Genomic DNA, 22,325 nt, shown 5'->3' with positions numbered 1-22,325 from the left:
AAAGTTAGTTTAATGAAAAAAATCTCTCGTGTTTTGACCGCACTTGGTCTTTCATTTGTTTTTACTCTGGCACTTTCTCAGCCTGTTTGGGCAGAGAATAATGCTGATTTACCAACTGAAAAAACACTTAAAAGTGAATTAGCTGAGGCGGAAAAGTTACCGGATGGTGATGAAAAAACAAGTAAAGTGGCTACAATTCAGGCGTCACTCGATTTCTTACAACAAATTCAAACGCAGCAAAAAAGCAATAATGAGCTGCAAGAGACGCTTATTGATGCAGATTCTGAAATTCAGAAGAACAATAGCGATCTACAAAATCTCAAAAAACAGCTGAGCTCACCAAATAACACCGATTATGCTTCACAAAGTTTAGCTAATCTACAGGCTCAGGTTGAGAAACTGACCAATCAACAACAAGATGCCCAATCTGCATTAAGTGCGGTGAATACGCAACTTGCAGGGCAGAGCTCTGTGTCGGAACGTGCTCAAACAGCCTTAACAGATAATGTTAAACGTACGCAAGAATTGAATCAGAAATTAGCTGATCCAACGACAAGTTCACTATTAAAACAGCAAATTCAGCTTGAATTACAACTGATTGAGCTAAAAAATATCTATAATCAAGTGCTATTAAAAAATAGCGATCAGTTGACTGTGCTTTATCGAAGTCGATATGAGTTATTAAATACTCGTGTTCAAGCATTGCAGCAACAAATTGCAGCCATTCAAGAAGCGATTAATCAAAAGAATTTGGCTAAAACACAAAACCAAGTTGAGCAAGCACAACAACAAAGCCAAAATGTTGAGCAAAATCCGTTGATTCAGAAAGAATTGAATTTGAATGCGCAGCTTAGCCAATATTTACTTGAGCAAACAGAGAAAACCAATACATTAACGCAAGATGAATTACGCATGCGAAATGTGTTGGATAACTTAACGCAGACACAACGTACCATTGATGAGCAAATCAGCGCATTACAAGGCACGTTGGTGCTTTCTCGCATTATTCAGCAACAAAAACAAAAATTACCGACCAATTTAAATATTCAAGGTCTTTCAAAGCAAATTGCGGATTTGCGTGTACAGATCTTCGATATTACGCAGAAACGTAATGAGCTTTATGATATTGATGCTTACATCAGTAAAATAGAGCAGGATGAAAATAAATCGTTTACACCGGCAGAAAAAACACAATTAACCAATTTACTCACTGAACGTCGTAAAGTAGGGTCAGATTTAATTAAGTCATTGAATAATCAGTTGAATTTGGCAATTTCCTTAGAGCTAACCCAACAACAGATTACTCAAATCAGTAATCAAATTCAGTCTAAGCTTGATCAACAAAGTTTCTGGGTAAAAAGTAACAATCCAATTAATTTAGATTGGATCAAAAAGCTGCCAATGTCACTCAAGGCACAATTTGATGGCATTGGAAAGAAAATCGGCTTCCCGACAAATTTTGATAATTTGCCGTATTTACTCACTTATGTCTTTATTTTGTTTGTGATTGGTGGATTGATTTTCAAATTTAAAGAATCAATTAAACAACGTTTGAGCGTGATTAATGGCGAAATTAATACGCTTCGTTCTGATAGCCAATGGCATACGCCGCTTGCGTTATTTTATACGGCATTTTTATCGTTATCGGGCACACTCTGGTTCTTAGCCGCTTGCCAACTTTTAGGCTTTTTCTTTGTAAAAAATCCACAAGAGTTTTGGGAATGGTCGCTCAGTATGGCGGGCTATTGGTGGTTCTTTAGTTTTGTTTTAGCTATTCTTCGTCCGAATGGTATTTTAGTGCGCCATTTTGGTTTTGCTAAAGAGAGTGCAGCTAGCCTACAAGATGTTACGAAACGTATTATTGTTTCTGTTGTGTTATTACTGAATACATCAATTTTCAGTAATGTCATGGATACAGGTTTAGCCAATGACGTCCTCGGCGAAATTAATACGATTGTTGCCTTGCTTTTCTGTATTGTGATTATTGCGCCACGTTTTGTTCGCACAGAAAAATCGTTGAATTCAAGCGTAACGGATCAGCGTGATAGAACGCTTTTAAAAATTATGCGCGTTTTATTGCAATTGGTCCCTGTTATTTTAATTGCACTAGTTGCTTTAGGCTATTATTACACCGCCTTAAATTTAATTACGCATATTATTAATACCTACATTGCATGGGTGGTGTGGTCGTTGGTGCGTCATACTATTTATCGTGGTATTACGGTTGCATCAAGACGTTTAGCTTATCGACGTTTACAAGAAAAACGTCAGCAAAAACAACAAGATTCAAGTGATACTTCAGCCTCTGATGATGTGGTCGTGATTACCGAACAAGAAGAGGGATTAGCCTTAAATGAAGTGCGTAGCCAGTTACTACGCTTTGCCGATCTCTTTATTTGGACCGCACTTTTTGCCATCTTCTATTATGTCTGGTCAGATTTAGTGACCGTTGTAAGTTATTTGCGTGATATTACCTTGTGGCAACAAACTTCAACAACTGAAGCGGGCGTGGTGACAGAAACGATTTCACTCTTTAACTTGATTGTTGCATTAATCATTGTCGTGATTACCTATATTTTGGTGCGTAACATTCAGGGTATTTTAGAAGTATTAATCTTCTCTCGAGTGAAACTTTCACAAGGTACACCTTATACCATTACCACCTTATTAACCTACATCTTTGTTGCAGTTGGTGGAGCATGGGCATTCTCAACACTCGGGATGTCTTGGTCGAAATTACAATGGTTGTTTGCAGCCCTTTCCGTTGGTCTCGGTTTTGGTATGCAAGAAATTTTTGCAAACTTTGTTTCGGGTATCATTTTATTATTTGAACGTCCAATTCGTGTGGGCGATACCGTGACAATTAATGGCGTGACAGGTACGGTGGCGAAAATCCGTATTCGTGCGATTACCATGATTGATCCTGATCGAAAAGAAGTGATTGTGCCAAATAAGTCCTTTGTAACAGGTCAAGTGATCAACTGGGCATTATCTAATACCGTTACTCGTTTAGTGGTTTCCGTTGGTGTGGCATATGGTTCTGATTTAGACTTAGTGAAACGCTTATTATTGCAAGCCGCACATGAGCAACCAAGCGTCTTAAAAGATCCAGAACCAAGAGCATTATTCTTAACCTTTGGGGCAAGTACGTTAGATCACGAATTACGCGTTTATGTGGGTCAAGTGTCTGAGCGAAATGATACGCTTGATGCGCTCAACCGCCGCGTGAATGAGTTATTTGCAGAAAATAATATTGATATTGCATTCAACCAATTAGATATCTTTATCAAGAATAAGGATACAGGCGAAGAAATTCCATTTATTGATGTGGCAAAATTAGCCCAAAATCATTAATTAAAGAGAGACAATATGGCAGGGAATACTATCGGACAACTTTTTCGTGTGACAACCTTTGGGGAGTCACATGGTATTGCATTAGGCTGCATCGTTGATGGTGTGCCACCGAATCTTGAATTATCGGAAGCCGATATTCAACCTGATTTAGATCGTCGTAAACCGGGTACATCACGCTATACCACACCGCGTCGTGAAGACGATGAAGTGCAGATTTTATCTGGGGTATTTGAAGGTAAAACAACCGGTACCAGTATTGGAATGATCATTAAAAATGGTGATCAACGTTCACAAGATTATGGCGATATCAAGGATCGTTTCCGTCCAGGGCATGCAGATTTTACCTATCAACAAAAATACGGTATTCGTGATTATCGTGGTGGTGGACGTTCTTCTGCACGAGAAACCGCCATGCGTGTTGCGGCGGGTGCGATTGCAAAGAAATATTTACGTGAGCAGTTTGGCATTGAAGTGCGTGGTTTTTTAAGCCAAATCGGCGAAGTGAAGATTGCGCCACAAACTGTCGGCAAAATTGATTGGGATAAAGTGAATAGCAATCCATTTTTCTGTCCAGATGAAAGTGCGATCGAAAAATTTGATGAATTAATCCGTGAATTGAAAAAAGAAGGGGATTCGATTGGCGCTAAACTAACGGTGATTGCAGAAAATGTCCCTGTTGGCTTAGGTGAGCCTGTTTTTGATCGACTTGATGCAGATTTAGCCCATGCTTTAATGGGGATTAATGCCGTTAAAGGTGTAGAAATTGGCGATGGTTTTGCCGTAGTTGAACAGCGTGGAAGTGAACATCGTGATGAAATGACACCAAATGGTTTTGAAAGCAACCATGCTGGCGGTATTTTAGGGGGCATTAGCTCTGGTCAGCCAATTATTGCGACCATTGCACTAAAACCAACATCCAGTATAACCATTCCAGGACGCTCGATTAATTTAGAAGGTGATCCTGTCGAAGTGGTGACAAAAGGCCGTCATGATCCTTGTGTCGGTATCCGAGCAGTCCCTATTGCAGAGGCAATGGTCGCGATTGTGTTACTCGACCATTTATTGCGTTTTAAGGCGCAATGCAGATAACTCTTTTAAATTAAGTTTATTTTCTCTTTTATTGAAGATAAGGTCATTCGTTTTAGGAAATCTTATGAATAAATCTTTAGCAAAATTACTTTCAAGTGCGGTTGTTTTAGGGAGTGTTTTTTTCTCGTTACAAACAACAGCCTCACCACAAGACTGGCAACGTATTAAACGTCCAATTCCTGCAGCAGATGGTAAAGCGAATCCAATTGGTAGCTATTCGAATGGTTGTATTATCGGGGCGGAGCCATTGCCTTATAAAGGTGAGGGATACCAAGTCATTCGTATGAATAAAAACCGCTATTATGGTCATCCGGATATGATTGCTTACTTACAGCGTCTTGGACAAAAGGCGAAGTCTGCAGGCTTACCAACGATGTTAGTTGGGGATATTGCTATGCCGGGTGGTGGTCGCTTTTTAACAGGGCATGCAAGCCATCAAATGGGATTAGATGCGGATATTTGGTTGCGAATGGGCACCATGACAGACAGCGAAGCGCTAAATTCTGATGGAAAAGGTTTGCTCGTGGTGAACCGTCAAACACAACGTGTTGATGAAAATGTGTGGAATAACAATCATGCAACGCTAATTAAATTGGCAGCGCAAGATCCAAAAGTGACCCGTATTTTTGTGAACCCCGCGATTAAATTAAAACTTTGTCAAACTGCGGGTGATGATCGTGCGTGGTTACACAAAATTCGCCCATGGTTTGGACATGATTCACACTTCCACGTGCGCATTGCTTGTCCGAAAGATGCCGCTTATTGTGAAGATCAAGCACCTGTACCAGCAGGCGATGGATGTGGTGATGAACTTTATTCTTGGTTTGAACCCGCAAAACCAGGTTCAGGATCGCCGAAACCAAAAGCGACACCACCAGAACCGTTTTTATGTCAGCAAGTGTTGAGTTCGCCAAATAGTAGCGAATGGTTAGAGTAGGAGTGAAATCATGGAGTTGGGGATTGATATATTAGCCATGCTTTTTGCAGCTGCCTTTATTGCCGCATTTATTGATGCGATAGCGGGTGGCGGAGGCTTAATTACAATCCCTGCCTTATTAATGACAGGTATGCCACCAGCAATGGCATTAGGTACAAATAAATTACAAGCGTTTGGTGGCGCGTTGTCGGCAAGTATTTACTTTCTGCGTAAAAGAGCGGTCAATTTATCGGAGTTTTCTTTCATCTTACTGGTGATTTTTATCGGCTCGGTGATTGGTACGTTACTCATTCAAAATTTAGATGCGTCATTAATTAAACAAGGGCTTCCATTTCTCATTTTAGCGATCGGTTTATACTTTTTATTTACGCCTAAATTGGGTGAAAGTGATCGTAAACAACGAATTTCTTACTCTGTTTTTGCGTTATGTTTTGGTTCACTTTTAGGTTTTTATGACGGCTTTTTTGGGCCGGGAACTGGTTCATTAATGAATCTAGCTTGTGTGACCTTACTAGGATTTAACCTCACTAAAGCGACGGCGCATGCTAAAGTCATGAATTTAACCTCAAATTTAGCCTCATTAATTTTCTTCCTAATTGGTGGTCATGTGATTTGGACTGTCGGTTTAGTGATGATGGCAGGAAGCCTGATAGGTGCCAATTTAGGGGCTAAAATGGTGATGGCAAAAGGCAAACAACTGATCAGACCGATGGTGGTGATTATGTCATTTATCATGACGATAAAAATGGCGTATGATCAAGGTTGGTTTCATTTTTAACAATTGATTATGACAGATTCTCAGAAAAAATTACGTATTACGGCACGAACGGGCTATGAGCCACATTTTTCATGGTCATATTTGCACCCGAAAAATTGGGGTATTTGGCTTGGTATTTTTGTGCTTTTGTTACTCGCTTTTGTGCCGTTTCGTTTACGCGATAAAATGGCCGAGAAACTGGCTCGTGCACTCGCGAAAAAAATTGGTAAACCACGTATTCGTGCCGAGATTAATTTGAAACTCTGTTTCCCAGATTGGACAGATGAGAAACGTAACAAAGTAATTGAAGACATGTTTGTGACGGTCGCACAAGTCATGCTTGGTATTGGAGAAATTGCCATTCGTTCTAAAAAACATTTACAAAAACGTAGCGAATTCATTGGCCTTGAGCATATCAAGCAAGCGAAAGCCGAAGGGCATAACATCATTTTGATGGTACCGCATGGTTGGGCGATTGATGCCTCTGGCATTATTTTACATACACACGGCATGCCTATGACATCAATGTATAACCCACACCGAAATCCGTTGGTGGATTGGTTATGGACTTTAGCGCGTCAACGTTTTGGCGGAAAAATGCATGCTCGCCAAAATGGGATTAAGCCGTTTTTAGCGCACATCAAGCAAGGTCAAATGGGGTACTATCTTCCAGATGAGGATTTTGGTGCCGAGCAAAGTGTCTTTGTGGATTTCTTTGCCACTTATAAAGCTACCCTTCCTGGGTTAAACAAAATGGCGAAATTGGCAAAAGCGGTGGTTATTCCAATGTTTCCACGCTATAACGCTAAGAATGGCAAGTATGAAATGGAAATTCGCCCACCGATGCAATTAAGCGACGATCCTGAGCAATCAGCCCGTGCGATGAACGAGGAAATTGAGTATTTCGTTACGCCAACCCCAGAACAATATGTCTGGATTTTACAGCTTCTTCGTACTCGAAAAGACGGAGAAGATATTTACCCAGATTAATTCATTTTATTTACAAAAGTGCGGTCAAAATTCACCGCACTTTTGTATTTTTCTATGCTAGAATGCGAGCCTAAAAACAGGATTTTTTCTTACTCTTTTTTGAGCAATTATTTATGAACAAACAACTTGAATTAATCAAATCTTCTATCAAATCTATCCCAAATCATCCCAAAGAAGGCATCATTTTCCGTGATATCACGAGCTTACTCGAAGTGCCTGCGGCTTTCAAAGCCACAATCGATTTGATCGTTGAAAAGTATAAAGATCAAGGTCTCACAAAAGTAATAGGTACCGAGTCTCGTGGATTTATTTTTGGTGCGCCAGTTGCATTAGCCTTAGGCTTGCCATTTATCCCTGTTCGTAAACCGGGCAAATTACCTCGTGAAGTGATTGCACAGTCTTATCAATTAGAATACGGTCAAGACACCCTTGAATTGCACACTGATGCCATTTCGCAAGGTGATAATGTGTTAATCATTGATGACTTGTTAGCAACGGGTGGAACAGTTGAAGCTACCGTGAAATTAGTTCAACGTTTAGGTGGTGAAGTGAAACATGCTGCCTTTGTGATTAATTTGCCAGAATTAGGGGGCGAAAAACGCTTACGTGATTTAGGCATTGATTGCTACACCTTAGTGAATTTTGAAGGCCATTAATTTTTAAAGGGATGCGATGAGCTACCAAGTTTTAGCCAGAAAATGGCGACCAAAAAACTTTTCTGAAGTTGTGGGGCAAAGCCATGTGCTCACTGCTTTGGAAAACGGTTTAAAAGAAAACCGTTTACATCATGCTTATTTATTTTCCGGCACCCGTGGCGTAGGTAAAACCTCCATTGCTCGTTTATTTGCGAAAGGCTTGAATTGTATAAACGGTATTACTGCCGATCCTTGTGGTGAATGTGAAAACTGCAAAGCGATCGAAGCTGGCAATTTTATTGATTTAATTGAAATCGATGCGGCTTCTCGTACCAAAGTAGAAGATACCCGTGAGCTATTAGACAACGTGCAATATAAGCCGGTAGTAGGGCGTTATAAAGTCTACCTCATCGATGAAGTGCATATGCTTTCTCGCCATTCTTTCAATGCGTTATTAAAAACCTTGGAAGAGCCGCCTGAATATGTGAAATTCCTACTCGCTACAACGGATCCTCAAAAATTACCGATTACGATTTTATCCCGTTGTATGCAATTTCATCTCAAAGCATTAGATGAACCGCAAATTTCAGCGCATCTTAATCGCGTGCTTACGGCAGAAAATATTCCTTTTGATGCGCCTGCATTAGATAAATTAGCCAAAGCGGCACAAGGTAGTATTCGTGATAGCTTAAGTTTAACGGATCAAGCCATTGCCATGGGCAACGGTAAAGTTTCCACCGATGTGGTGAATACCATGCTTGGGCTGTTAGATGAAGATCAGCCGATTGAAATCATTTACGCTTTACATCAAGGTAACGGTGAGCGTTTAATGAAAACCATTCAAACGGTGGCAGAAAAAGCGGGCGATTGGGATGAATTATTGGCAGAAACAGCCGAGAAATTACATCAAATTGCGTTAATGCAGTTACTTGCTAAAAATGCCACTGATGAAAACGATCACTTAGGTTTTCTAGCCAAACATATTTCACCCGAAGACGTACAATTTTTCTATCAAGTGATTGTATCGGGTCGAAAAGAATTGGCCACCGCACCAAATCGTCGAATTGGTGCAGAAATGACATTATTGAGGGCATTGGCATTCCACCCAAAGTTCCTTACGGCAGTACAAACGCCTGAACAAGGCGGGCTATCCCCTGAACAAAATACACAGAAAAGTGCGGTTGAAAATCAGCCTGTTTCTGGTTATGTGGATATGCCGGTGCTGTCGCAAAACATCAAAGCAAATTATTCTGCACAAGCGCAAAAGCCGATGGCTCAATCGGCGATTGTGCATTCTTCACCTTCTCAACCTGTTTCCACTCAAACCTCATCTTCATTGAATTTAGCCAGCCTTGCTGCGCTAGAGGCATTGAATCAATTAACGATAATTGAGCAATCAGAGCGCCAGCATCATCATGATGAACAGCAAGCCGCAGTGAAAGAAACCTTGCATCACCTCCAAGAGTTAGATGAGCAAAAAAATTCGCCAAAAATGACCGCACTTCCTGTGCGAGAGATGACACCACCGAAAGCTGCGCAAACGAAAGCTACGCAAACGAAAGTAGCGGTACTAAATCCAATGACTCAACAAGCTGACGAGTTAAAGCAAGGTATTGAGACGGTTGAAAATACCATTGATGACAATGCTGAAATGGATGCGGAAGAGCAAGAAATTCTCGATGCGGAAACCTACCGTTGGGAGTGGAGTAATCCGGATTTAGCCAAAGTAGATAGTGGTGTGCGTCCTTCTGATATTAAACAGGCAATGTTGAAAGATGTGACACCAGAATTGCGTGAGAAAATTATTCAAATTACGCAAAAACAAGATCCTTGGACTGATATTGTCGAACGTTCTGGCGTGATTGGCTTTTCAAAAGAGTTGGCATTAAATTGCTTTATTAAGTCGCAAACAGAAGATGAAATTCAACTCGGACTTCATTCTGAAAAAGCGCATTTAAAACAAGATCGAAATATTAAAAATTTACTGGAGCATCTTGAACGTTTATATGAAAAGCCAGTCAAATTGTCGATTTTTGTTGAAGATTCCGATGTTTTAACCCCGATGGATTACCGCAAAAAAGTTTATCAGGAGTTGCGTGAACAGGCACGTACGGATTTACAGCAAGATAAAAAACTACTTTTATTACAAAAAGAGTTTGATGCGAAGTTGGATGTCGAAAGCATTCGACCAGTCTAAAACTCATTTCTCTAAATTTTAACTTTATAAAGGAAAGAATATGGCGTTTAGCTCTCTTTTTACTCTTATTGATGACATTGCATCGATTCTTGATGATGTCGCCTTGATGACCAAAATAGCAGCCAAGAAAACCGTTGGTGTAGTAGGTGATGACTTAGCCTTAAATGCTAATCAGGTAACAGGGGCATCTTCCGATCGTGAATTACCCATTGTTTGGGCAGTCACCAAAGGATCCTTAGTCAATAAAGTCATTTTAATTCCAATTGCTTTACTGCTTTCTGCATTTTTACCTTGGTTGATCGTGCCACTTCTGATGATTGGTGGGGCATATTTATGTTTTGAAGGTGTAGAGAAAATTCTACATAAATTTATTGCTCATGAAGAGCACGAAGAAAAAACAACCTTTAATGAAGCCGCTAAAATTAAAGGGGCAATTCGTACGGATTTTATTCTTTCTGCTGAAATTATTATTATTGCATTGGGCGAATTAACCGAAGCGAGCTTGCTCACTCGCATCATTTCTCTTTCAATAGTGGGTATCGGAATTACTATTTTTGTTTATGGCTTGGTCGCATTGATTGTTAGAGCAGATGATTTCGGTTTATACCTTATCAAAAAAGGCGGTGTGGCGAAGTCAATCGGAAAGGCGATTTTAGTGATTATGCCTAAATTTATGCGTTCACTTAGTTTTATCGGTACGCTTGCGATGTTCTTAGTGGGTGGCGGTATTTTTGTGCATAATGTGGATTTCATTCATCATTTGCTCGCTGATTATCAATTAGCAGATGGCTTACTCGGTAATGTGGCAACGTTAGTCGTTGGTGTGATTGTTGGGGCGATTGCTTGTGCGATTGTATTGCCCGCGATGAAATTATTCGGTAAACACTAAAAACGAGACAAAAAATAACCGCACTTTGATTGTTTCAAGGTGCGGTTTTTTTATGGATGGAACAGATTATTTGCGAGAAGTGTAATCGCCAACACAGACCCATTTATAACTGGTTAAGGCTTCTAATCCCATTGGGCCACGAGCATGAAGTTTTTGAGTACTTACCGCCACTTCTGCACCTAAACCAAATTGTCCGCCATCGGTAAATCGAGTACTTGCATTAACATACACGGCTGCTGCATCCACTTGATTGATAAATTGTGTGGCTAATCGTTGGTTTTCCGTCAAGATACTTTCAGAATGTTGTGTGCCATATTCACGGATATGAGCAATTGCTGCATCCATATCTTCAACCACCACAACATTGAGATCGAGTGAACCCCATTCTTGGCGTAGCGCTTGTTCAGTCACTTCTTGCACATCGACATTTGCAGCTTGAAGAATCGAAAGTGCGGTCGATTTTGCATGGAATTTCACTTTTTTCTCGGCTAAATATTTCGCGAGTTTTGGCAGGAAGGTTTCTGCAATCGAGCGTTGAACTAAAAGTGTTTCCAACGTATTACATGTGCTTGGACGTTGGCATTTTGCATTAGCAATCACAGCAAGGGCTTTTTCCTGGTCAGCACTTTCTTCCACAAAAAGATGGCAAACACCCACACCACCGACAATCACTGGAATGGTAGAATGTTGTTTACAAAGCTCATGTAAACCAGCACCGCCACGAGGAATAATCATATCCACGTAGCGATCCAATTTAAGCAGTTGCATCACAAGTTCACGATTCGGATCCGTAATGGCTTGGACTGCATGGCGTGGTAATCCCGCTTGTTCAAGGGCATTTTGTACCACTTCTACTAAAATTTGGTTGGAATGTTGTGTTTCTTTTCCACCACGTAAAATCACGGCATTACCGGTTTTTAAGCAAAGGCTTGCCACATCAATGGTTACATTTGGACGCGCTTCGTAAATGGTACCAATCACGCCAAGTGGAGTACGGACTCGTTCGATCTTTAATCCGCTATCTAAGGTACCACCATCAATGATTTTACCCACAGGATCAGCGAGCGAAATCACATGGCGTACATCATTCGCAATGCCTTTTAGGCGCTCTTCGGTTAATAAAAGGCGATCAATTAAGGCTTCAGATAAGCCATTTTGTTTCGCAATTTCAATATCTTTTTGGTTTGCGGCAAGAATACGCTCCGCTTGTTGTTCTAATTGATCTGCAATAATGCTGAGCGCATGATTTTTTTCAGTGGTGTTTAACTGCGCTAAAATAAAGGCTGCATCTTTAGCCTGTTTGCCCATTTGTTCTAACATAATTATTCCTTTTAATTATTTCGTTTTCTTCGGTAATTTATCATTTGTTTCTTCTTGCTCTTGGAAATCGAAAACGGGTAGTCCCCAACCAAATCTAACAGCAAGTAAACGCAGTGCAAAACCGCTGAATAACGTGAGTAAAATTGAAAGCGTGTGTTCTAATTGAATGTATTGGAATGCCATATACATAGCAGCAGAGAAGAATGATACACTGGCGTAAAGTTCTTTTTGGAATACAAGGGGAATGCGGTTACAAAGTAAATCACGCAACACACCACCAAATGCACCCGTTACTGTTGCCGCAATGGATGTAACGGTAAAACCATAGCCCATATCAATGGCAATTTGCGCACCGATAATGGAATATACGATTAATCCTAAAGCATCTAATACCAAGAAAATGGTGCGGAAGTAGCGCATAAAATGTTTGATGAAAGGTGCGATAAAAACGGTTAATACTGCCGCACCAGCTACCATGATGAAATATTCAGGATGTTTAACCCAGCCAACAGGGTAGTGACCTAGTAATACATCGCGTACTGTACCTCCGCCAATCGCCGTCACGCAGGCGATAATAATTACCCCGAAAATATCCATTTTTTCTCGTCCAGCGGCTAATGCGCCGGTAATTCCTTCGGCGGTAATTCCAATAATATAAAGTACGCTTAATAGCATTTTTTTTGTGGTTCCTAAAGTGCGGTTATCATTTTGCTTATTTTAAAAGGGAATGAGGCAAAATGCACGAAAGCCATTAAAAAAAGCCATAAATTTTGGCATAATGACGTCTTCTTTTTCTAATCGAGAATTTTATGTCAGAAGAACAATCCAAACCCTTGGCAGCATTTCTTGCACTATTACCAATTGGGTTGCTATTAATGATCGAGTTTTTTGTAGAAGCTTTGCAACTTGCTGAAAAACTGATTCCCCATTTAGCCTTTGGTGTGCTGATTGCCCAATTGCTTTGTTTGGTTGCTTTTATTAAAGGGGAAATTTGCCCTGGGCAGCGTGGACGTTTAATCAAAGCAAATGTCTGTTTTGCGCTTTATTGGTTCATTTGGTTAGGAATGAGCCTGGCCTCACCATATCATTACGTGATGACTGATATTGTCAGCTTATGCGGGTTATCTGCCGTATATGCAGTATGGAAACAACCTAAAGATGAAGTCGCTCGCCGTGGTTTTCTCTTAATGTCATCGTTGGTGAGTGGATTGGGTGTAATTGCCTATTTGATGATTTTCTTCGGCAATCCAACACCAAATTTCATGCAATATAACCCGCTAGCACAAGCTTTAATGGGGGTATTGTTAGCGAATTTATGCTTATCTGTTTCTCGTAATCGTTTACAAGGTTTTATAGCATTACTGCCGTTATTGATGATTTTACTGCTTGCCCTTAATGCATTGGCAGTATTGATTTTTATCATTTATCAAGGTGTAAGTGCGGTCACTTTTGCCGTTGTTTTTGCATATGGTATTTATTTCCTGCTTCACTTAGTGATAGCGGGCATTCTGCTTTTACATAGTGTGAATAAATGGAAACTCAGCTATAACAGCTTACTCATTTTGTTCTTTATGGCGGCGAGTTTGGCTGTCTGGGCGATGTTTATTTAATGAATAAAATAAAATCTTACGCCGCCCCGATGTTAGTCGTGGGCTGCGTACTATTCGGTTTAGGAAGCCTAATTGTTAAGTTTGTGCCAGTAGGTGGTTATGCCATTGCATTCTGGCGCTTACTTATTGCTTCTTTTATTTTCTGGTTTTTAATGAAATTAAAAAGACAGCGTTTTCCAAAAAGCCGTAAAGCAATGATGTATGCTGTATTAGCCGGCATTTTTTTAGCCTTTGATTTATCCTTTTGGCATGAAAGTGTCTATGCGGTAGGGCCAGGCATTTCAACCTTGTTGAATAGCCTGCAGATTTTCTTTTTGGCAGCAATTGGCTATTTTTTCTTTGGCGAACGCCAAACTAAACTACAAATGCTAAGCCTTTTTTTAGCCGTTGTGGGTGTTGTCTTAATCTCAGGGGAAGAGCTACAGCATAATTTTGAAGGCATGTACGGCATTATCATTGGGCTCATTTCTGCTGGCTTGCTTGCCGCCTCAATGGTTATGATTAAAAAAGTACACGAAGAAGAACCAACGGCTTTATTCTCACTCATGTTTATTCTGAGCTTGAGTGGTGCTTTCGTCTTAATTATTCCTTCGCTAATTTTTAATCCTGATAATCTTTATCCCACCACTTTCACCGATTGGGGATTAGTCTTCATTTATGGTGCGGTGATGCAATGTGTCGCCTGGGGCATGATTGCTTATACCATTCCTTATTTATCGTTAGGCTTAACGGGTTTATTACTGCTTTCTGAACCCGTGGTGGCGCTTGTGATTGATTATTTTGGATTGGATAAGCCAATCAATCATTGGCAATGGGCGGGGGCAGTGCTGACATTAGTCGCAATTTATCTTGGCTCTCAAAAAAGCAAAACCTCTTAAAATAAAAAAGTGCGGTAAATTTCACCGCACTTTGTCTTTACATTAAACCAATTACTCAGCTGCTTTCTTTTTCAAGTATTGATAGAGCTCGTCTTTAATCCGTAATTTTTCTTTTTTCAAGTTCTCAATTTCCGTATGAGTTGCGAGTTCTATGTTATCAATCTTATTTTTGATATCTTGGTCTAATGCATTGTGCTTTTCAAACAAGCGATCAAAATAAGCATCTTTGTTTTTAAGCTTAGTGATTAAATCGCGGAATTCAGGAAACATAGGTTACTCCTCTTGGTTAACGTTCATTTTCATTATAGAACTTTTTTTTGCTGTTTCTAGTGTCTCATTCTCAGAATTTGACAGAGATCACAAAATTAAATCATGGCAAAGTGCGGTCATAAAATTTGATGTTTTTGAAAGAGTTAATAAAAGAAAAATCAGGCTTTTAACTGGTTTATTTGGCGAAAGCGCGCTAGAATAAAGGTATCTGTTTCATAATGAAAAATAGGGAATTCCAATGATCGATCCAAATTTACTCCGTAATAATCTGGCTGAAGTAGCAGAAAAATTAAAAGTAAAACGTAACTTTATTCTTGATACGGAAAAACTTACCGCATTAGAAGAACAACGCAAAGATTTACAAGTAAAAACTGAAACATTACAAGCAGAGCGTAATGCGCGTTCTAAAGCTATTGGTGCGGCAAAAGCACGTGGTGAAGACATTGCACCATTATTGGCTGAAGTAGATAACATGGGCGAACAGCTTAATGAAGCGAAGTCCCTACTAGATGCGGTGTTAGCAGAAATCAATCAAATCGCATTAAGCATTCCAAACCTTCCAGCAGATGAAGTGCCATTAGGTAAAGATGATACTGAAAATAAAGAAATTTTACGTTGGGGTACACCGCGTACCTTTGATTTTGAGATCAAAGATCACGTGTCATTAGGTGAAGATGCCAATGGCTTAGATTTTGCAGCAGGGGCTAAATTAGCAGGTGCGCGCTTTGCGGTCATGAAAGGTCAAATTGCTAAAATGCACCGTGCGTTAGCGCAATTCATGTTAGATCTTCATACCGAACAACATGGTTATTTAGAAACCTATGTGCCTTATTTAGTTAACCATGCGACCCTTTATGGGACAGGCCAATTACCAAAATTCGGTGAAGATTTATTCCATACTTTAGCTTTAGAAGGTGAGCAACCTTACGCATTAATTCCAACAGCGGAAGTGCCGGTAACTAACCTTGTACGTGATGTGATTATTGATGAAGCAGAATTGCCAATCAAAATGACCGCACATACACCATGTTTCCGTTCTGAAGCGGGATCATATGGTCGTGATACCCGTGGTTTAATTCGTATGCACCAATTTGATAAAGTCGAAATGGTACAAATCGTCGATCCAGATAAATCTATGGAAGCGCTTGAAGAATTAACAGGACATGCAGAAAAAGTATTACAACTTTTAAATCTACCATATCGTAAAGTCTTACTTTGTACCGGAGATATGGGCTTTGGTTCTTGCAAAACTTACGACTTAGAAGTGTGGGTGCCTGCACAAAATACTTATCGTGAGATTTCTTCTTGCTCAAATATGTGGGATTTCCAAGCCCGTCGTATGCAAGCACGTTGCAAAGCGAAAGGGGATAAGAAAACTCGCTTAGTACACACATTAAATGGTTCTGGTTTAGCAGTCGGTCGTACTTTAGTCGCCGTGCTTGAAAACTACCAAAATGCAGACGGCTCAATTACGGTGCCAGAAGTATTACGTCCTTACATGGGCGGATTAGAAGTGATCTGCAAATAATCCAAAATATATAAATTCAATTTAGGGCTAATGTTTATTAGCCCTTTCTTTCATCTAGAGAAATGAGATTTTTATTCTAGTCTTTGAGATAAATCCACATCAATATTCATGCATTTAGAGGTAATCTTATAAGGTATCAATTTTTAGGAGAATAATAATGACTGATAAACGACCATTTCCATTACCAACAGGGTATTTTGCGATTCCATTAGGTTTAAGCGCTTTATCTTTAGCCTGGTTGCATATGGGCGATACGCTCTCTTTTTCTCGAAATGTGAGTGATATTATTGGCGTAACGTCTGTTTCAGTATGGGCACTTTTCGTCTTGCTCTATATTTATAAAATGATTTATTTCTCTCAAGAAGTACGAGATGAATATTGTTGTCCGATACGTTTTTCTTTTCTCGCATTAATACCGATTACAACCATGTTAAGCGGGGATGTTCTGTATCGTTGGTTTCCTCTTATTGGTGAGGGATTAATTTGGATCGGGACAATTGGGCAATTATTGTTTGCTTCAGTGCGTATTAGTGCGTTATGGAAAGATGGCACATTTGAGGAAAAATCGACACTGCCACCTTTTTATTTGCCCTCTGTGGCGACTAACTTTACAAGTGCCTCATCATTAGCCTTGTTAGGCTATCAAGATTTAGGCTATTTGTTCTTAGGTGCAGGGATGATTGCTTGGATTATTTATGAACCTGTGTTATTCCAACGTTTACGCGTGTTGCAGATTGAACCACAATTTCGTCCAACCATGGGGATCATTCTCGCACCGGCATTTGTAGGATCGTCAGCTTACTTATCGCTTAATGGAGGAGAGATCGATCTTTTCGTTAAACTCTTATGGGGATACGGTTTTTTACAAATGTTCTTTTTAATTCGTCTGTTCCCTTGGATTAGTGAAAAAGGACTGAATATTGGGTTCTGGGCTTTTTCATTCGGATTAGCTTCTTTAGCGAATGGGGCTGTTTCTTTTGTTCATCATAACGTACTGAGCGGATTGGCAAATGGTGCATTTATCTTTGCTAACTTGATGATGAGCGGTTTGGTGCTGATGACATTAGGAAAAATTTTCAAAGGACAATTTTGGTTAAAGTAGTGTAAACAAAAAGTGCGGTTAAAAATGACCGCACTTTTTTTATGAATTTTTTAATCACAACTTATCATTTACAAAAAACTAGACATGCCGTTTTGCTGTTGATGTAAACGCAATCTTATCTGGTCGATAACTAATACTCCCATATTGAAATGGTCGCCCATCAGCCAAATAAGTGGTACTCGTCACATTCACAACCATGTCATACTCACCAAGATCGATCGCATTTTTTTCTTCTTCGTTCGCATAGCGAAAGACAATTTTTCGTTGTGAGTGGCTAATTTTTAATTTTAATTCGTTTTCTAAATAGTGATAAATAGAGTGTTCAGCAATTTCTCGGCTAATAAACGGCACGATGCGGCGATCAAAATAAGAAACCTCATATTCAACGGCTTCGCCATCAATTTCACGCAGACGAGCAATGCGGTAGAAATCGATCTGATCATCGACATTAAAAATATGCATCAGTTCTTCTTCACCTTGCACAATATACAAGCTGGTTAATGTGGTTTTTACTTGGTGTGTTGATGCACTATTTAATTCGCTAACGGTTTTAATTTCAGAAAGCATTTGTGGTTTAGATAAATCATGTTCTAAAACAATCGAATTTCGGCCTTGTTGCTTTTGAATGTAGCCATCAATTTCAAGTAAAGAAAGCGCTTTTCGAATAGTATCCTTGGAAAAACCATAGCTTTGCATGAGTTCATTTTCACTCGGGAGTTCTTGCAATGGTGCGAAATTACCATTGTTTATTTGGGTCTTTATCTCGTTATAGACCTGCTTGTACTTGCTCATTTTTAATCCTTTTATCGACCGTTCGTTCCATAGGTGTCGTCATAGCATATCATAAAATCATAAATGTTATACGTATAAAATGTGACAAAAGTCACACATTTACGAAAATGTTATTAGCTTTTACGTATAAGTTGTTGCATAAAAATACGTTTAGGTTAGAATGAGCCAAAATGATAACTTCCTAGAGGAAATATTATGCTTACTCGTTCAAGTGGTGTTCTTATGCACATTACCTCACTACCAAATGCATTCGGAATTGGTAGCTTTGGGCAATCGGCTTATGATTTTGTCGATTTTTTAGTTGAAACTAAACAAACTTATTGGCAAATTCTTCCACTTACTACCACCAGTTATGGTGATTCACCTTATCAATCTTTCTCTGCAATTGCAGGTAATACTCATCTTATTGATTTTGATCTATTAACCCAAATGGGCTTGTTGAAAGAAGCTGATTATGCATCAGTCAATTTTGGTGATGATCCAACTAGCGTGGATTATGAGCGCGTCTTCTATGCGCGCCGTCCGATTTTAGAAATAGCCGTGAAAAATTTTTTAGAGAATCAATCATTCCAAGCTGATTTCAAACACTTCGAGAAAAGCAATCGTTTATGGTTGGATGATTTTGCTGAGTTTATGGCAATTAAAGAGCATTTTGGCAATCAAGCATTGCAAAAATGGGATGATAAAAAAGCTGTGGCTCGAGATCCAAGTGCATTGGAAAAATATCGCACCATGTTAGCGGAGCAAATTCAGTACTTTAAAGTGACGCAATATTTCTTCTTCAAACAATGGACTGAATTAAAAAATTACGCAAATCAAAAAGGCATTCAGATCATCGGTGATATGCCGATTTACGTGGCTGCAGATAGCGTAGAGGTTTGGACAAAACCAGAACTCTTCCAATTAGATGAAGAACGTAATCCGCTTTTTGTTGCCGGGGTTCCAGCGGATCAATTCAGTGCAACAGGACAACTTTGGGGCAATCCGCTTTACGCTTGGGAAGAACATAAAAAACAAGGCTACGCTTGGTGGATTCACCGCATTGAAGAAAGCTTCAAAATTTATGATGTACTACGTATCGACCATTTCAAAGGTTTCTCTGATTATTGGCAAGTAGATGGAAAAGCAGAGGTGGCTAAAGATGGTAGCTGGCAGCCAGGCCCAGGTTATGACTTATTTAAAGCCGTTAAAGAGCAATTGGGCGATTTACCGATTATTGCCGAAGATTTAGGTAATATTGATGACAAAGCCAGAAAATTGCTTACAGACTGTAACTATCCTGGCATGAAGATTCTGCAATTTGGCTTTGAAGATGTTAGCGGAGAAAGCTTAGATAGCCCGCATTATTGCATCCCGCATTCCATTGTTTATACCGGTACACATGATAACGATGTGACCAATGGTTGGTATAACAGCCTGACTGAACAACAGCAGCAATATATCAATGATTATACGCATCGCCATGAGGATGAATCGATTTGCCAAGCGATGATTCGTCAGCTCTTTGCAACGGTTAGCAATACCGCGATAGCCACAATGCAAGATGTTTTAGATTTGCCAGCCAGTTCAAGAATGAACGTGCCTTCAACAATTGGTGGAAACTGGCAATGGAGAATGCAGCAATCAGATTTAACGCAAGATAAAAAAGACTTTTTAGCAAAAATGACCACGTTATATCAACGTGCGAATCAGGAAAAATAATGATGAAATTTAGTACCTTTGTAAAAAACGAAACCAATAAATCGCTTGAACAATTAAGCGATAAAGAAACTTATATTCAATTATTAAATTACGTAAAAACACTCTCAGCAGATAAACCTAAAAATACAGGTAAACGTAAGGTTTACTATATCTCAGCAGAGTTTTTAATTGGTAAATTACTTTCTAATAACTTGATTAACCTTGGTGTGTATCAAGATATCAAAGCGGAATTAGAAAGTGCGGGTAAATCATTAAGCCATATTGAAGATATTGAGCCAGAACCATCTTTAGGAAATGGTGGTTTAGGGCGTTTGGCTTCTTGCTTTATTGATTCAATGTCTACCCTTGGCTTAAATGCAGAAGGGGTGGGTTTAAATTATCATTATGGGTTGTTCAAACAAGTCTTCAAAAAGAATGAACAACATGCAGAGCCTAATGATTGGATTGAGGATAACTCTTGGTTAATTCCAACGGATATTAGCTATGAAGTGCCATTTAAGAAATTTACGCTAACTTCTAAATTAGATCGTATTGATATTTTAGGTTACAAGAAAGATACGAAGAACTATCTCAATTTGTTTGATATTAAATCAGTGAATCCTAAACTGATTAAAAAAGGTATCGAGTTTGATAAAACTGCGATTGAAGAAAATCTGACTTTATTCCTTTACCCAGATGATTCAGATAAAAATGGGGAATTATTACGTATTTATCAACAATACTTCATGGTATCAAATGCTGCACAATTATTAATTGATGAAGCAATTGCGCGTGGCAGTAACTTACATGATTTAGCGGATTATGCGTATGTTCAGATCAACGATACTCACCCTTCAATGGTGATTCCTGAATTAATTCGCTTATTAACGGAAAAACATCAGATTAAATTTGCAGAAGCGGTTGAAATCGTACGTAATATGGTGGGCTATACCAACCATACGATTTTGGCTGAAGCGCTAGAAAAATGGCCACTCGATTATCTAGATGAAGTCGTGCCTCATTTAGTAGTGATCATTAAAAAATTAGATAAATTAGTGCGCGCAGAATATAAAGATCCTGCCGTACAAATTATTGATAAACAAAAACGTGTGCATATGGCGCACATGGACATCCACTTTTCAAATTCTGTGAATGGTGTGGCAGCATTACATACGGAGATTTTGAAAAAATCAGAACTTAAAGCATTCTATGCGTTATATCCTGAAAAATTCAATAATAAGACAAACGGCATTACCTTCCGTCGTTGGTTAGAGTTTTCTAACCAAGCATTAGCCGCTTACATTAAAGAATTGATTGGCGATGAGTATTTGCATGATGCAACGAAATTAGAGAAATTGTTAGCCTTTAAAGATGATAAAAAGGTTCATAAACAATTAGCGAAAATTAAGTTTGAAAATAAATTAGCACTAAAAGCGTACCTTAAAGAAAATAAAGGTATTGAGTTAGATGAAAATTCAATCATTGATACGCAAATTAAGCGTTTCCATGAATATAAACGCCAACAAATGAATGCGCTTTATGTGATTCATAAATACTTAGAAATTAAAGCAGGTAAATTACCAAAACGTAAAATTACGGTGATTTTTGGCGGAAAAGCGGCACCTGCTTATGTGATTGCACAGGATATTATTCACTTAATTCTTTGCTTATCTGAGTTAATCAATAATGATCCTGAAGTGAATAAGTATTTAAACGTACATTTGGTGGAAAACTATAATGTGAGCGTGGCGGAAAAACTCATTCCAGCAACTGATATTTCAGAACAAATTTCACTTGCCTCTAAAGAAGCTTCTGGTACAGGTAATATGAAATTTATGCTTAATGGTGCATTAACCTTAGGCACAATGGATGGGGCTAATGTTGAAATTGCAGAATTAGCCGGTGCTAAAAATATCTATACATTCGGTAAAGATTCAGAAAGCATTATTAAACTTTATGAAACAGCAGGTTATGTTTCAAAAGCGTATTATGAAAACGACAAAGATATTAAAAGAGCGGTCGATTTTATTCTGAATCCTGCAGTAGTGAAATTAGGCAATAAAACACGTTTAGAACGTCTTTATAACGAATTATTGAATAAAGACTGGTTTATGACGTTAATCGACTTTAATGCTTATGTCGACGCGAAAGAACAAATTTTAGCCGATTATGAAGATCAGGATAGTTGGAATGAGAAAGTGGTACAGAATATCGCCAAAGCGGGCTTCTTCTCATCTGACCGCACGATCGCTCAATATAATGCAGACATTTGGCATTGTGAGGGCTAAGGGGGAAGC

The 22,325-nt window shown here is 39.1% G+C and carries 18 protein-coding genes; 14 read left to right on the top strand and 4 right to left on the bottom strand.

Translation table 11 applies throughout. From position 1 onward, the window contains the following. Positions 1 to 12 precede the first annotated feature (12 nt). The 8 genes from mscK to INP95_RS08850 all read left to right on the top strand — a co-directional run bounded on the left by mscK (position 13) and on the right by INP95_RS08850 (position 10,848). Complete coding sequence (mscK, locus tag INP95_RS08885) at positions 13 to 3,354, top strand: mechanosensitive channel MscK (RefSeq protein WP_197560572.1); 3,342 nt, start codon at positions 13 to 15, stop codon at positions 3,352 to 3,354. Positions 3,355 to 3,369: 15 nt separating this feature from the next. Further along, positions 3,370 to 4,443: a chorismate synthase gene (aroC, locus tag INP95_RS08880; protein WP_111386477.1), complete on the top strand. Its 1,074-nt coding sequence runs from the start codon at positions 3,370 to 3,372 to the stop codon at positions 4,441 to 4,443. Between the two features lie 64 nt (positions 4,444 to 4,507). Further along, positions 4,508 to 5,380: a penicillin-insensitive murein endopeptidase gene (gene mepA, locus INP95_RS08875; protein ID WP_197560571.1), complete on the top strand. Its 873-nt coding sequence runs from the start codon at positions 4,508 to 4,510 to the stop codon at positions 5,378 to 5,380. 10 nt (positions 5,381 to 5,390) lie between these two features. Beyond that, positions 5,391 to 6,158, top strand: coding sequence for a TSUP family transporter (locus INP95_RS08870; protein ID WP_197560570.1), 768 nt, complete (start codon positions 5,391 to 5,393; stop codon positions 6,156 to 6,158). Between the two features lie 9 nt (positions 6,159 to 6,167). Then, complete coding sequence (lpxM, locus tag INP95_RS08865) at positions 6,168 to 7,127, top strand: lauroyl-Kdo(2)-lipid IV(A) myristoyltransferase (RefSeq protein WP_197560569.1); 960 nt, start codon at positions 6,168 to 6,170, stop codon at positions 7,125 to 7,127. A gap of 113 nt (positions 7,128 to 7,240) precedes the next feature. Continuing rightward, a complete protein-coding gene (apt, locus tag INP95_RS08860) occupies positions 7,241 to 7,783 on the top strand; it encodes an adenine phosphoribosyltransferase (protein WP_005698770.1) in 543 nt (180 codons plus the stop codon). Between the two features lie 16 nt (positions 7,784 to 7,799). Beyond that, positions 7,800 to 9,959, top strand: coding sequence for a DNA polymerase III subunit gamma/tau (gene dnaX, locus INP95_RS08855; RefSeq protein ID WP_197560568.1), 2,160 nt, complete (start codon positions 7,800 to 7,802; stop codon positions 9,957 to 9,959). A gap of 40 nt (positions 9,960 to 9,999) precedes the next feature. Then, positions 10,000 to 10,848, top strand: a complete 849-nt coding sequence (locus tag INP95_RS08850) for a DUF808 domain-containing protein (RefSeq protein ID WP_197560567.1) — start codon at positions 10,000 to 10,002, stop codon at positions 10,846 to 10,848. A gap of 66 nt (positions 10,849 to 10,914) precedes the next feature. Here the strand turns inward: INP95_RS08850 and proA are convergent, their stop codons facing one another. Next, a complete protein-coding gene (gene proA, locus INP95_RS08845; RefSeq protein WP_197560565.1) occupies positions 10,915 to 12,168 on the bottom strand; it encodes a glutamate-5-semialdehyde dehydrogenase in 1,254 nt (417 codons plus the stop codon). A gap of 15 nt (positions 12,169 to 12,183) precedes the next feature. Next, positions 12,184 to 12,843 carry a trimeric intracellular cation channel family protein gene (locus INP95_RS08840; protein ID WP_197560563.1) on the bottom strand — a complete coding sequence of 220 codons (660 nt, stop codon included), beginning with the start codon at positions 12,841 to 12,843 and terminating at the stop codon, positions 12,184 to 12,186. A gap of 134 nt (positions 12,844 to 12,977) precedes the next feature. Between INP95_RS08840 and INP95_RS08835 the strand changes: the two genes are divergently transcribed. Both INP95_RS08835 and INP95_RS08830 read left to right on the top strand, forming a co-directional pair. Next, a complete protein-coding gene (locus INP95_RS08835) occupies positions 12,978 to 13,778 on the top strand; it encodes an HI_1241 family integral membrane domain (RefSeq protein ID WP_197560561.1) in 801 nt (266 codons plus the stop codon). Continuing rightward, a complete protein-coding gene (locus INP95_RS08830) occupies positions 13,778 to 14,656 on the top strand; it encodes a DMT family transporter (RefSeq protein WP_197560560.1) in 879 nt (292 codons plus the stop codon). Before INP95_RS08835 ends, INP95_RS08830 begins: the two co-directional genes overlap by 1 nt. Positions 14,657 to 14,707: 51 nt before the next feature. Here the strand turns inward: INP95_RS08830 and INP95_RS08825 are convergent, their stop codons facing one another. Continuing rightward, complete coding sequence (locus INP95_RS08825) at positions 14,708 to 14,926, bottom strand: HP1242/YdcH family protein (protein WP_111315434.1); 219 nt, start codon at positions 14,924 to 14,926, stop codon at positions 14,708 to 14,710. A 238-nt stretch (positions 14,927 to 15,164) separates the two neighbouring features. Between INP95_RS08825 and serS the strand changes: the two genes are divergently transcribed. Both serS and tehA read left to right on the top strand, forming a co-directional pair. Further along, complete coding sequence (gene serS / locus INP95_RS08820; protein ID WP_049374562.1) at positions 15,165 to 16,454, top strand: serine--tRNA ligase; 1,290 nt, start codon at positions 15,165 to 15,167, stop codon at positions 16,452 to 16,454. Between the two features lie 157 nt (positions 16,455 to 16,611). Beyond that, on the top strand, positions 16,612 to 17,556 hold the full coding sequence (tehA, locus tag INP95_RS08815; RefSeq protein ID WP_049367403.1) for a dicarboxylate transporter/tellurite-resistance protein TehA: 945 nt from the start codon (positions 16,612 to 16,614) through the stop codon (positions 17,554 to 17,556). Between the two features lie 78 nt (positions 17,557 to 17,634). On the opposite strand, the gene INP95_RS08810 is transcribed toward tehA, so the two are convergent. After that, entirely contained in the window at positions 17,635 to 18,348 is a 714-nt protein-coding gene (locus INP95_RS08810) for a GntR family transcriptional regulator (RefSeq protein ID WP_065243505.1), read from the bottom strand. Between the two features lie 195 nt (positions 18,349 to 18,543). Here INP95_RS08810 and malQ point away from each other — a divergent pair, with 195 nt between their 5' ends. Together malQ and glgP are read left to right on the top strand one after the other, a co-directional pair. Continuing rightward, complete coding sequence (gene malQ, locus INP95_RS08805) at positions 18,544 to 20,049, top strand: 4-alpha-glucanotransferase (RefSeq protein ID WP_049374559.1); 1,506 nt, start codon at positions 18,544 to 18,546, stop codon at positions 20,047 to 20,049. Beyond that, entirely contained in the window at positions 20,049 to 22,316 is a 2,268-nt protein-coding gene (glgP, locus tag INP95_RS08800; protein WP_049374558.1) for a glycogen/starch/alpha-glucan family phosphorylase, read from the top strand. Before malQ ends, glgP begins: the two co-directional genes overlap by 1 nt. The last annotated feature ends 9 nt before the right edge of the window (positions 22,317 to 22,325 follow it).

It is taken from the genome of Haemophilus parainfluenzae (assembly GCF_014931375.1).
Taxonomy (GTDB): Bacteria; Pseudomonadota; Gammaproteobacteria; order Enterobacterales; family Pasteurellaceae; genus Haemophilus_D.
This window is presented reverse-complemented; position numbering and strand designations above follow the sequence as displayed.

Coding starts and splice junctions, on each gene's coding strand:
- INP95_RS08830 (WP_197560560.1), top strand. CDS start 13,778: ATGAATAAAATAAAATCTTACGCCGCCCCGATGTTAGTCGTGGGCTGC.
- malQ (WP_049374559.1), top strand. CDS start 18,544: ATGCTTACTCGTTCAAGTGGTGTTCTTATGCACATTACCTCACTACCA.
- aroC (WP_111386477.1), top strand. CDS start 3,370: ATGGCAGGGAATACTATCGGACAACTTTTTCGTGTGACAACCTTTGGG.
- INP95_RS08850 (WP_197560567.1), top strand. CDS start 10,000: ATGGCGTTTAGCTCTCTTTTTACTCTTATTGATGACATTGCATCGATT.
- INP95_RS08840 (WP_197560563.1), bottom strand. CDS start 12,843: ATGCTATTAAGCGTACTTTATATTATTGGAATTACCGCCGAAGGAATT.
- lpxM (WP_197560569.1), top strand. CDS start 6,168: ATGACAGATTCTCAGAAAAAATTACGTATTACGGCACGAACGGGCTAT.
- INP95_RS08870 (WP_197560570.1), top strand. CDS start 5,391: ATGGAGTTGGGGATTGATATATTAGCCATGCTTTTTGCAGCTGCCTTT.
- apt (WP_005698770.1), top strand. CDS start 7,241: ATGAACAAACAACTTGAATTAATCAAATCTTCTATCAAATCTATCCCA.
- INP95_RS08810 (WP_065243505.1), bottom strand. CDS start 18,348: ATGAGCAAGTACAAGCAGGTCTATAACGAGATAAAGACCCAAATAAAC.
- dnaX (WP_197560568.1), top strand. CDS start 7,800: ATGAGCTACCAAGTTTTAGCCAGAAAATGGCGACCAAAAAACTTTTCT.
- proA (WP_197560565.1), bottom strand. CDS start 12,168: ATGTTAGAACAAATGGGCAAACAGGCTAAAGATGCAGCCTTTATTTTA.
- serS (WP_049374562.1), top strand. CDS start 15,165: ATGATCGATCCAAATTTACTCCGTAATAATCTGGCTGAAGTAGCAGAA.
- mscK (WP_197560572.1), top strand. CDS start 13: ATGAAAAAAATCTCTCGTGTTTTGACCGCACTTGGTCTTTCATTTGTT.
- tehA (WP_049367403.1), top strand. CDS start 16,612: ATGACTGATAAACGACCATTTCCATTACCAACAGGGTATTTTGCGATT.
- glgP (WP_049374558.1), top strand. CDS start 20,049: ATGATGAAATTTAGTACCTTTGTAAAAAACGAAACCAATAAATCGCTT.
- INP95_RS08825 (WP_111315434.1), bottom strand. CDS start 14,926: ATGTTTCCTGAATTCCGCGATTTAATCACTAAGCTTAAAAACAAAGAT.
- INP95_RS08835 (WP_197560561.1), top strand. CDS start 12,978: ATGTCAGAAGAACAATCCAAACCCTTGGCAGCATTTCTTGCACTATTA.
- mepA (WP_197560571.1), top strand. CDS start 4,508: ATGAATAAATCTTTAGCAAAATTACTTTCAAGTGCGGTTGTTTTAGGG.